The sequence below is a fragment of the Carboxylicivirga sp. genome (assembly GCF_982718395.1).
In genome coordinates this window covers 1-9,873 of the sequence record NZ_CEXQWX010000205.1, presented here as the reverse complement: position 1 = coordinate 9,873, position 9,873 = coordinate 1, and the positions used below count along the sequence as shown (strand labels likewise).

At 38.7% G+C, this 9,873-nt stretch carries 14 protein-coding genes; all 14 read right to left on the bottom strand.

Translation table 11 applies throughout. The annotated features are described in order from the left end of the window. Positions 1-137 precede the first annotated feature (137 nt). On the bottom strand, positions 138-1,451 hold the full coding sequence (locus tag AC4MRQ_RS23120) for a citrate (Si)-synthase (RefSeq protein WP_491200096.1): 1,314 nt from the start codon (positions 1,449-1,451) through the stop codon (positions 138-140). A gap of 152 nt (positions 1,452-1,603) precedes the next feature. Continuing rightward, positions 1,604-2,905, bottom strand: a complete 1,302-nt coding sequence (gene eno, locus AC4MRQ_RS23115) for a phosphopyruvate hydratase (protein ID WP_491200095.1) — start codon at positions 2,903-2,905, stop codon at positions 1,604-1,606. A 132-nt stretch (positions 2,906-3,037) separates the two neighbouring features. Then, the gene (gene rplQ / locus AC4MRQ_RS23110; RefSeq protein WP_491200094.1) at positions 3,038-3,571 is read right to left on the bottom strand and encodes a 50S ribosomal protein L17; all 534 of its coding nucleotides are present in this window, start codon (positions 3,569-3,571) and stop codon (positions 3,038-3,040) included. A 5-nt stretch (positions 3,572-3,576) separates the two neighbouring features. Then, entirely contained in the window at positions 3,577-4,569 is a 993-nt protein-coding gene (locus tag AC4MRQ_RS23105; RefSeq protein ID WP_491200093.1) for a DNA-directed RNA polymerase subunit alpha, read from the bottom strand. A gap of 9 nt (positions 4,570-4,578) precedes the next feature. Beyond that, positions 4,579-5,184 carry a 30S ribosomal protein S4 gene (rpsD, locus tag AC4MRQ_RS23100; RefSeq protein ID WP_491200092.1) on the bottom strand — a complete coding sequence of 202 codons (606 nt, stop codon included), beginning with the start codon at positions 5,182-5,184 and terminating at the stop codon, positions 4,579-4,581. A gap of 144 nt (positions 5,185-5,328) precedes the next feature. Next, positions 5,329-5,718 carry a 30S ribosomal protein S11 gene (gene rpsK / locus AC4MRQ_RS23095; protein ID WP_212191463.1) on the bottom strand — a complete coding sequence of 130 codons (390 nt, stop codon included), beginning with the start codon at positions 5,716-5,718 and terminating at the stop codon, positions 5,329-5,331. Between the two features lie 11 nt (positions 5,719-5,729). After that, positions 5,730-6,107 carry a 30S ribosomal protein S13 gene (gene rpsM / locus AC4MRQ_RS23090; protein WP_491200091.1) on the bottom strand — a complete coding sequence of 126 codons (378 nt, stop codon included), beginning with the start codon at positions 6,105-6,107 and terminating at the stop codon, positions 5,730-5,732. Between the two features lie 11 nt (positions 6,108-6,118). Then, positions 6,119-6,235: a type B 50S ribosomal protein L36 gene (gene ykgO / locus AC4MRQ_RS23085; RefSeq protein WP_071792536.1), complete on the bottom strand. Its 117-nt coding sequence runs from the start codon at positions 6,233-6,235 to the stop codon at positions 6,119-6,121. Between the two features lie 14 nt (positions 6,236-6,249). Then, positions 6,250-6,468, bottom strand: coding sequence for a translation initiation factor IF-1 (infA, locus tag AC4MRQ_RS23080; RefSeq protein ID WP_143303625.1), 219 nt, complete (start codon positions 6,466-6,468; stop codon positions 6,250-6,252). Between the two features lie 15 nt (positions 6,469-6,483). Beyond that, positions 6,484-7,269, bottom strand: coding sequence for a type I methionyl aminopeptidase (gene map / locus AC4MRQ_RS23075; RefSeq protein WP_491200090.1), 786 nt, complete (start codon positions 7,267-7,269; stop codon positions 6,484-6,486). Positions 7,270-7,288: 19 nt separating this feature from the next. Continuing rightward, positions 7,289-8,635 (bottom strand): preprotein translocase subunit SecY, encoded by a 1,347-nt coding sequence (gene secY, locus AC4MRQ_RS23070; protein ID WP_491200089.1) that lies wholly within the window; start codon positions 8,633-8,635, stop codon positions 7,289-7,291. A 4-nt stretch (positions 8,636-8,639) separates the two neighbouring features. Next, positions 8,640-9,086, bottom strand: coding sequence for a 50S ribosomal protein L15 (gene rplO, locus AC4MRQ_RS23065; RefSeq protein ID WP_491200088.1), 447 nt, complete (start codon positions 9,084-9,086; stop codon positions 8,640-8,642). A gap of 29 nt (positions 9,087-9,115) precedes the next feature. Next, positions 9,116-9,292, bottom strand: coding sequence for a 50S ribosomal protein L30 (gene rpmD, locus AC4MRQ_RS23060; RefSeq protein ID WP_262325237.1), 177 nt, complete (start codon positions 9,290-9,292; stop codon positions 9,116-9,118). Positions 9,293-9,303: 11 nt separating this feature from the next. Then, the gene (gene rpsE / locus AC4MRQ_RS23055) at positions 9,304-9,822 is read right to left on the bottom strand and encodes a 30S ribosomal protein S5 (protein ID WP_491200087.1); all 519 of its coding nucleotides are present in this window, start codon (positions 9,820-9,822) and stop codon (positions 9,304-9,306) included. Positions 9,823-9,873: the final 51 nt, after the last annotated feature.

The following is a 9,873-nucleotide window of genomic DNA, read 5'->3' as shown; positions in this document are numbered from 1 at the left end:
TTATTTTTGCCTTGTTTGAGAACTTAATTCATCCAAACTAACTCTCAAAAACAAAATTTAAACAGTTTCTAGAGTAATTAAAAATTAACAATCAATCGCATAGAATAAAAAAGAGGCATAAGCCTCCTTTCTGTAATTTATTGTTGATAGTTAACTTTATCGATGAACCATTGCAAGTTTTGCGATTTGGGACGTTCAATTGGTAATCCGTATAATCTATCCCAAATCAATTGTGTTAATACTCCTAATGCCCTTGAAACCCCAAATAGTACTGTATAAATAGGATATTCAGTAATACCAAAGGTTGACAACAAGGATCCGCTGATTGCATCCACATTTGGCCAAGGATTTTTCACCTTACCCGTCTTCGTCAAAATATCCGGAACTACATTGTAAATTTTATCAACCAGTTGAATAAGTTGTGCATCAGGCGCATATTTTTTAGCAAATTCCAGTTGTACCGTAAATCGAGGGTCAGTTTTCCTTAAAACAGCATGCCCGTAGCCAGGAATAACCTGACCATTTCTAAGGGTCATCTCTGCATAATCTTTAATCTGCGATTCACTTGGATTTTCATCTCCAATCTCACGAATCATTTTATGTATCCAGTGCATTACATTTTGATTAGCCATACCATGCAATGGACCGGCTAAGCCATTCATTCCTGCTGAGAAACTATAATAAGGATTAGATAAAGCCGAGCCAACCAAATGTGTGGCATGAGCAGATACGTTTCCTCCTTCATGATCGGCGTGGATTACCATATAAAGGCGCATTAAACGATGTACTTCCGTTGTATCGTGACCCATCATATGCGCTAAGTTCGCCGCCCAGTCATGATTTGGATCGATATCGATGTATTGCTCATTGTGAAATACGCGACGGTAAATATATGCAGCTATTACAGGTAGTCTGGATATTAAATCCATGACACCTTCATACATCGGCCCCCAATAATCCTTCTTTTCCATCCCAGTCAGGTATGCCTTTCTGAATTGCGACTCGGTAGACATCGCCAAGATGGCCGTATTAAACTGAATCATTGGGTGAGCATCTTTTGGTAAAGCATTAATCACATCAAACACATGTGGAGGAATTCCCTGAGCCCTTTGTGCCCATTGCTCGCTAATATGGTTTACGTCCTTTTTAGTTGGCAACTCACCTGTAAGCATTAAATAAAACAAACCTTCTGGCAATGGTTCTCCCTCTGGATGCATCTTTGGAAGTAGTTCCTGCAGTTGAGGAATCGAATATCCTCTAAAACGAATTCCCTCCTCAGGGTCCAATTTAGATGTACAGGTCAAAAGCGATACCATTCCCTTCATACCTGTCAATACCTGTCCTAATGTAACTTCCTGAATAACGTCATCGCCATGCTTCTTAATCAAGTCTTTGACCATTTCAGCTTTTGGGCGACCAATTTCAATAATACGTTGTTTGATATAATCCATATTGAGTGAGCTGATTGAATTAATAATTATGCCTTGCGTGAGTTTAAGGCACTATTAGAACACTTAATATGGCTAATTGTTTTAAGATTAATTTAAACGAAAAAAGGCTGACCACAATGGTCAGCCTTTCATATATCAAATAGAAATATTTCTTATTTCTTCTGAACTTTAGCATAACCGTAAACAGCACGTTCTCCTAATTCTTCCTCAATGCGAAGTAATTGGTTGTACTTAGCCATACGGTCTGAACGACTTAATGAACCAGTCTTAATCTGACCAGAATTAGTAGCCACAGCGATGTCAGCGATAGTAGCATCTTCAGTTTCACCTGAACGGTGAGAAGTTACTGATGTGTAACCAGCACGGTGAGCCATTTCAATAGCGTTCAATGTTTCAGTTAATGAACCAATCTGGTTTACTTTAATTAGAATTGAGTTAGCAGCTCCTAATTCAATACCTTTCTTTAGGTAATCTACGTTAGTTACGAACAAGTCGTCACCAACTAACTGGCACTTATCACCGATAGCAGCATTTAAAGCTACCCATCCGTCCCAGTCATTCTCATCCATACCATCCTCGATTGAATCGATTGGGTATTTAGCAACCAATTCAGCTAAGTAAGCAGCTTGCTCTTGTGAGTTACGTTTAACGCCGTTTGGCTCGAAAATGCTGTAATCATATACACCATTTTTGAAGAACTCAGAAGAGGCACAGTCCATAGCAATTGAAATATCACCACCTTCTTCAACACGTCCTGGCTTGTAACCAGCGTTTTTGATAGCAGTTAAAATACAGTCAATAGCTTCTTCAGTACCACCTAACATAGGAGCGAAACCACCTTCATCACCTACAGCAGTAGAAAGGTTTTTACCTTTTAATACCTTAGCTAATGCGTGGAATACCTCAGCACCCATACGTAAACCTTCGCGGAATGACTCAGCACCAACAGGGCGAATCATAAACTCCTGGAAAGCGATAGTAGCATCTGAGTGAGAACCACCATTAATGATGTTCATCATTGGTACAGGAAGAGTAACAGCGTTAGTACCACCAATGTAACGATACAATGGCATACCCAAGTATTCAGCAGCAGCTTTTGCAGATGCCAAAGAAACACCTAAGATAGCGTTAGCACCTAACTTACTCTTAGTTTTAGTTCCGTCAAGTTCTAACATCTTATTATCGATCGCAACTTGTTCAAGAACGCTCATTCCAACTAATTCAGGAGCAATAACTTCGTTAACATTTTTTACTGCTCCTAATACACCTTTACCCAGGTAACGACCTTTATCGCCATCACGTAGTTCTAAAGCTTCGTGCTCACCTGTTGAAGCACCTGAAGGTACAGCCGCACGACCAACAAAACCACTTTCTAGTGTTACTTCAACCTCGATAGTTGGGTTACCGCGTGAATCAAGGATCTCACGTGCATGAATGTTTGCAATTTGTCCCATAATAATATTTGTTTATGTATTGATTGATAATCCTTTAAATAAAAAAGGATAATGCTTTTCATCATTATCCTCCTTTAAGCAATTTCATGAAAAAAAAGGAAAAACGAAAGTCTTTCCTTTTCAATCATTGATTTATTCTTTTGATTCAGTTTCAGTAGATTCAGAAGCCTGCTCTTGAACTTCTTCTTTAGCAGGAGCTTCAGCAACAACAGCTTTTTCAGCAGTTGATTTTCTACGTCCACGTCGTGTTCTTTTACCAGCTGAAGAGGACTTTTTAGTCTCTAACATGTTTTCATTGTAGTCAACCAATTCGATTAAACACATTTCTGCGTTATCACCTAATCGATTACCTAACTTAAGAATACGTGTATATCCTCCCGGGCGGTCAGCAACTTTACCAGCTACCTCTTCGAATAATTCTTTTACAGCGTGCTTATCTTTTAAGTATGAAAATACTGTTCTGTGAGCATGCATTTTTGCTTCTACAGTATCTAAATCTTTTGTCTTAGTGATAAGAGGCTCTACATACATACGTAATGCTTTAGCTTTAGCCACCGTAGTTTTGATTCTTTTGTGAAGAATCAATGAGGAAGCCATGTTAGCTAACATCGCTTTGCGATGTGCGCTCTTACGACCTAAATGATTAAATTTCTTTCTATGTCTCATCGCTATTATTCCTTGTCTAATTTATACTTTGCGGTATCCATTCCGAAAGTAAGTCCCATATTGAGCAGAAGATCATCCAACTCAGTAAGTGACTTCTTACCGAAGTTACGGAACTTTAATAAGTCGTTACGATTAAATGTTACCAGCTCACCTAATGTTTCAACATCGGCAGCCTTCAAACAGTTAAGCGCACGTACTGATAAGTCCATATCAACCAACTTAGTTTTAAGAAGCTGACGCATGTGCAATACTTCTTCATCAAATTCTTCATTGCCAAACTTCTCATCTGAATCAAGAGTAATCTTTTCATCTGAGAATAGCATAAAGTGATAAATCAATATTTTAGCTGCTTCTTTTAATGCATCTTTTGGATGTATTGAACCATCTGATTCAATTTCTAAAACTAACTTTTCGTAGTCAGTTTTTTGCTCTACACGATAGTTTTCGATCGCATACTTAACGTTGCGAATTGGAGTAAAGATTGAATCGATAGCAATTAACCCAAATTCTGCTTCAGTTGGTTTATTTTCCTCAGAAGGAACGTAACCTCTTCCTTTTTCAATGGTCAATACCATCTGCAGATTTACTTCCGGGTTCATCTTAGCCACAACCAATTCTGGATTTAAAACCTCAAAACCAGTCATAAATTGATTAAGATCGCCGGCAGTAAACTCTTCTTTACCTGAAATACTAACAGTTACAGTTTCCTGCTCTGTATCTTCTACCAGATTTTTGAAGCGAACCTGCTTAAGATTAAGAACGATCTCGGTAACATCATTGATTACACCAGGAATGCTGGTGAATTCATGATCTACGCCTTCGATCTTGACAGTGGTGATTGCGTAACCCTCTAAAGAGGACAACAATATTCTTCTTAAGGCATTTCCAACGGTAATACCATACCCTGGTTCAAGCGGACGAAATTCAAATTTGCCGAATTTTTCGTCGGCTTCCAGCATAATTACTTTATCTGGTTTTTGGAATGCTAATATTGCCATAAGAATTAATTATTTAGAATACAATTCAACAATCAACTGTTCTTTAATGTTTTCAGGAATATCACTTCTTTCAGGTACATTCAAGAATTTACCTGCAAATGAATCTTGATCCCATTCTAACCAGGAATATTTATGCACACCTGTATTAGCCAATGCAGTTGAAATAACTTCAAGCGATTTTGACTTCTCGCGAACACCTACTACCTGATCAGCTTTTACCTGATATGAAGCGATGTTAACGATTCCACCATCAACAGTAATATGACGGTGTGATACAAGTTGTCTTGCTGCTGCTCTTGTTGGAGCAATTCCCATGCGATAAACAACGTTATCTAAACGAGATTCCAGAAGACCAAGTAACACCTCACCTGTAATACCTTTGCTTCGAGAAGCTTTTTTAAACAGGTTACGGAATTGTTTTTCAAGAACACCGTATGTGTACTTAGCTTTTTGCTTTTCTTTTAATTGTAACCCATATTCGCTTGTTTTGCGTCTACGGTTGTTACCATGCTGTCCTGGAGGGAAATTTCTTCTTTCGAAATTTTTATCCGGACCGTAAATCGCTTCACCGAATTTACGAGCGATTTTTGTTTTTGGACCAATATATCTAGCCATTCTTCTAAATTTTTGACTTTAAATTTTTGATTTTAAATATTGAATATGGCAGCCGCTAGATTATAGAGAGGAGAAATAATCATATAACCAATTCTTATTCAAAATTTGCCATCAAAAATCTATGGTTAACAACTAGTCGAGTAATTATACTCTTCTTCTTTTTGGAGGACGACATCCGTTGTGTGGCAGTGGTGTAACATCAACAATTTCTGTTACTTCAATACCAGCAGCATGGATCGAACGAATCGCAGACTCGCGACCATTACCAGGCCCTTTCACATAAACTTTTACCTTTCTCAGTCCTAAATCGAATGCTACCTTTGAACAATCAGTAGCAGCCATTTGTGCAGCATAAGGTGTGTTCTTTTTAGAACCACGGAAACCCATTTTACCAGCACTAGACCAAGAAATCACCTGACCATTTTGATTGGCCAATGAGATGATAATGTTATTGAAAGACGAATGGATATTAGCCTGTCCAACAGCCTCCACCTTAACAACTCTCTTTTTTTGAGATCCTGACTTCTTTGCCATATCTTACTTAATTATTTAGTGGCTTTCTTTTTATTTGCAACAGTCTTCTTCTTACCCTTACGTGTACGCGCGTTGTTCTTAGTCGATTGTCCACGCAATGGTAAACCGATACGGTGACGAATACCACGGTAACATCCAATATCCATCAATCGCTTGATGTTTAATTGAACTTCTGAACGCAATTCACCTTCAATTTTATAATTGTCGGAAATATTTTCACGAACAGCTTTAATCTGTGCGTCAGTCCAGTCTGAAACTTTGATATTAGCGTCAACGCCAACATTCTGAAGAATCTCTTGTGCTCTGCTTCTACCTATTCCGAAGATATAAGTCAAAGCAATTTCTCCTCTTTTGTTTGAGGGTATATCAACTCCAGCAATCCTTGCCATAATCTTATAATTTATCCTTGACGTTGTTTAAACTTTGGATTCTTTTTATTAATCACGTACAAGCGCCCTTTGCGTTTCACGATTTTGCAATCGGCACTTCTTTTCTTTACAGATGCTCTAACCTTCATGATCGGTTACTTTATTATTTGTATCTATAGGAAATTCTTCCTTTTGTCAAATCATACGGAGACATCTCTACTTTTACTTTATCACCTGGTAAAATTTTAATGTAATGCATACGCATTTTACCAGAGATATGTGCAGTAATGATGTGACCGTTTTCCAATTCCACTCTAAACATGGCATTGGATAAGGCTTCAATGATTGTTCCGTCTTGTTCTATAGAGGCTTGTTTCGCCATAATTTCTATAACTTTTTATTTTTCAGACTGCAAATGTAATACTTCTTCTACAAATTTAAAACTAGAAAGTATATCAGCTTTACCTTTTCTTACTGCTACAGTGTGTTCATAATGAGCAGATACCTTCTTATCAATGGTTCGGATTGTCCATCCATCGTCCTCCTGAACAATTTGGCGCTTGCCTAAATTAATCATTGGTTCGATTGCGATAACCATTCCAGACTTTAATTTGGTACCGTTACCTTTGCGTCCATAATTGGCTACTTCAGGCGCTTCATGCAGGTTTTTACCAATTCCATGCCCAACCATTTCACGAACAACGCTATATCCGCGTTCTTCAGTATATGCTTGGATGGCATGACCTACATCTCCCAAACGATTATTCTCAATAGCCTGTTCGATGCCTTTGTATAACGACTCTTTGGTGGCATCCAATAGTGCCTTCACATCTGGTGCAACCTCTCCAATTGGAAAAGTATAAGCCGAATCACCATAAAACTCGTTTAACAACACGCCACAGTCAATTGAAACAACATCCCCTTCTTGTAAAGGTGTGTCATTTGGTATACCATGAACAACCTGTTCGTTAACAGATGTACAAAGAGTGTTAGGAAAACCCTGATAATTTAAAAAGGCAGGAGTACCTCCATTATCTCTAATGAAGGCCTCTGCTATTTTATCCAGTTCTAACGTAGAAACTCCAGGCTTTACAGCCTTAGCAACTTCACCAAGCGTTTTTGCAACCAATTGGTTGCTCATTCGCATCAACTCTATTTCTTCGTCAGTCTTTAAATAAATCATGTCAATGATCGTTCCTCAATTATAACACAGCGGCTCCACCGCCGCTTCTACCCATTATTCTTCCAGACTTAGTTAATCCATCGTAATGACGCATTAATAAGTGACTTTCGATTTGCTGTAATGTATCTAATACCACACCTACTAAAATAAGTAGGGAAGTACCGCCATAAAACTGAGCAAATCCCTGATCAACACCAGCCATCATTGCAAAAGCAGGCAATATTGCTACTAAAGCAAGGAATACAGAACCCGGTAAAGTGATCTTAGACATCACTGAATCTAAGAATTCTACCGTTTTACGACCTGGTTTTACACCTGGGATGAATCCACCATTACGCTTCATATCCTCAGCCATTTGCGTCGGATTAATTGTAATAGCGGTATAGAAATAGGTGAATGCAATAATCATTAAGGCAAAAATTACATTGTACCACACTCCGGTAAAGTTAGCAAAGATAGATGCAAAACCACTTGCAGTTTCACTATCAACAAAACCTGCAAATGTTACAGGAATGAACATGATAGCTTGTGCAAAGATGATTGGCATTACACCAGCAGCGTTAACTTTTAATGGAATGTATTGGCGAACACCTCCGTATTGCTTGTTACCTACAATACGCTTTGCATACTGTACAGGAATACGACGAGTACCCTGAACTAAAGCGATTGTTCCGGCAAATACGAAGAACAACACAACAAACTCAATTAGCAACATTACCAAACCACCGCTTCCACTAGCAGCTTCCATTCTTGATATAAACTCTGCAAACAACGATTGTGGTAAGCGAGCAATAATACCAATCATGATGATTAGCGAAATACCATTACCAATTCCTTTATCTGTAATACGCTCACCTAACCACATAACGAACATTGTTCCGGCAGTTAAGATGATTGTACTGGTAACGGTAAATGACCAACCTGTAGCTACAAAAGCCGCGTCTGGCAACTGATTAAATAAATTAGTTAAGTAACCTGGCGCCTGAACTACTAAAATCAAAACAGTCAAATAACGAGTTATCTGATTGATCTTTCGACGTCCACTTTCACCTTCCCTTTGAAGACGTTGAAAGTAAGGTACTGCTATACCCATTAATTGAATAACGATGGATGCAGAGATGTAAGGCATAATACCCAATGCAAAGATAGAAGCGTTAGAGAACGCACCTCCTGAGAACATATCGAGCAGGCCTAATACACCGTCCCTTGTTTGACTTTTTAGCGCACTAAGTTGCGTAGGATCAATACCAGGAAGTACTACAAACGATCCAAGTCGATAGATCAACAATAGTCCTAATGTTGTAGTAATTCTGGATTTAAGATCCTCAATTTTCCAGATGTTGCGGATGGTTTCGAATAGTTTCATTCAATTACAATTTTACTACGGTTCCTTCAGCAGCTTCAATAGCTTTAGTTGCAGACTCTGAGAATGCGTGAGCTTTAACTTCTAATTTAGCTTTTAACTCACCATTTCCTAAGATCTTCACCAAGTCATTCTTGCTAACTAAACCGGCTTGTCTTAAAACTTCAGGATCAATAACACTAATGTCTTTCTTTTCAGCCAAAACCTGTAATAATTCAATGTTTACAGCTTTATACTCAACACGATTAATGTTTTTGAATCCGAATTTAGGAACACGTCGCTGCAAAGGCATCTGACCGCCCTCAAAACCAAACTTACGTGAATAACCAGAACGTGACTTGGCACCTTTATGACCACGAGTAGATGTTCCACCGCGACCAGAACCTTGTCCACGACCGATACGCTTTGAGGTCTTTACCGAACCCTTTGCAGGTCTTAAGTTATTTAAATTCATATTAATTTCCTCTAATTCGTTCGACCAAATTATCTTTCTACTGACACCAGGTGCAGTACTTTTTGAACCATTCCTTCAATTTGAGGTGTGGCTTCATGTTCAACGGTTTGCTGAAGTTTCTTCAGCCCAAGGGCAGCCAAGGTATTTTTTTGCCTTGCAGTGGCCCCGATTTTACTCTTAACCTGAGTTACTTTTATCTTAGCCATGTTGTCCTTATTTATCCGTTAAAAACTTTATCCATTGTTACACCTCGCTGTTCAGCAATTGTTGCAGCATCACGTAATTCTGTTAATGCAAGGATGGTAGCTTTAACTAAGTTATGTGAGTTTGATGAACCCTTTGACTTAGCCAATACATCAGTCACACCAACACTTTCTAATACTGCACGCATCGCACCACCGGCTTTTACTCCGGTACCATGAGATGCAGGCTTCATAAATACACTTGCACCACCGTAACGAGCCAATTGCTCATGAGGAACAGTACCATTGATAATTGGTACTTTAACTAGATTCTTTTTGGCAGCTTCTACGCCTTTAGCAATTGCTGTTGTTACTTCACCAGCTTTACCAAGGCCCCAGCCTACAACGCCGTTCTCGTTTCCAACCACTACAATGGCAGAAAAACTAAAGGTTCTACCACCTTTGGTTACTTTAGTTACCCTGTTGATAGCAACCAAACGATCTTTTAACTCAAGATCGTTATTGTTTCTGATTCTTTTGTTATTTCCAGCCATCGTTTGTTAGAATTTAAGCCCTGCTTCACGAGCAGCGTCGGCTAATTGTTT

What these genes read in the sequence shown, in the direction of transcription:
- infA (WP_143303625.1), bottom strand. Translation starts at nt 6,468, where the DNA reads ATGGCGAAACAAGCCTCTATAGAACAAGACGGAACAATCATTGAAGCC.
- rpsM (WP_491200091.1), bottom strand. Translation starts at nt 6,107, where the DNA reads ATGGCAAGGATTGCTGGAGTTGATATACCCTCAAACAAAAGAGGAGAA.
- rplQ (WP_491200094.1), bottom strand. Translation starts at nt 3,571, where the DNA reads ATGAGACATAGAAAGAAATTTAATCATTTAGGTCGTAAGAGCGCACAT.
- map (WP_491200090.1), bottom strand. Translation starts at nt 7,269, where the DNA reads ATGATTTATTTAAAGACTGACGAAGAAATAGAGTTGATGCGAATGAGC.
- rpsE (WP_491200087.1), bottom strand. Translation starts at nt 9,822, where the DNA reads ATGGCTGGAAATAACAAAAGAATCAGAAACAATAACGATCTTGAGTTA.
- eno (WP_491200095.1), bottom strand. Translation starts at nt 2,905, where the DNA reads ATGGGACAAATTGCAAACATTCATGCACGTGAGATCCTTGATTCACGC.
- ykgO (WP_071792536.1), bottom strand. Translation starts at nt 6,235, where the DNA reads ATGAAGGTTAGAGCATCTGTAAAGAAAAGAAGTGCCGATTGCAAAATC.
- rpsD (WP_491200092.1), bottom strand. Translation starts at nt 5,184, where the DNA reads ATGGCTAGATATATTGGTCCAAAAACAAAAATCGCTCGTAAATTCGGT.
- rpmD (WP_262325237.1), bottom strand. Translation starts at nt 9,292, where the DNA reads ATGGCTAAGATAAAAGTAACTCAGGTTAAGAGTAAAATCGGGGCCACT.
- rpsK (WP_212191463.1), bottom strand. Translation starts at nt 5,718, where the DNA reads ATGGCAAAGAAGTCAGGATCTCAAAAAAAGAGAGTTGTTAAGGTGGAG.
- AC4MRQ_RS23120 (WP_491200096.1), bottom strand. Translation starts at nt 1,451, where the DNA reads ATGGATTATATCAAACAACGTATTATTGAAATTGGTCGCCCAAAAGCT.
- AC4MRQ_RS23105 (WP_491200093.1), bottom strand. Translation starts at nt 4,569, where the DNA reads ATGGCAATATTAGCATTCCAAAAACCAGATAAAGTAATTATGCTGGAA.
- secY (WP_491200089.1), bottom strand. Translation starts at nt 8,635, where the DNA reads ATGAAACTATTCGAAACCATCCGCAACATCTGGAAAATTGAGGATCTT.
- rplO (WP_491200088.1), bottom strand. Translation starts at nt 9,086, where the DNA reads ATGAATTTAAATAACTTAAGACCTGCAAAGGGTTCGGTAAAGACCTCA.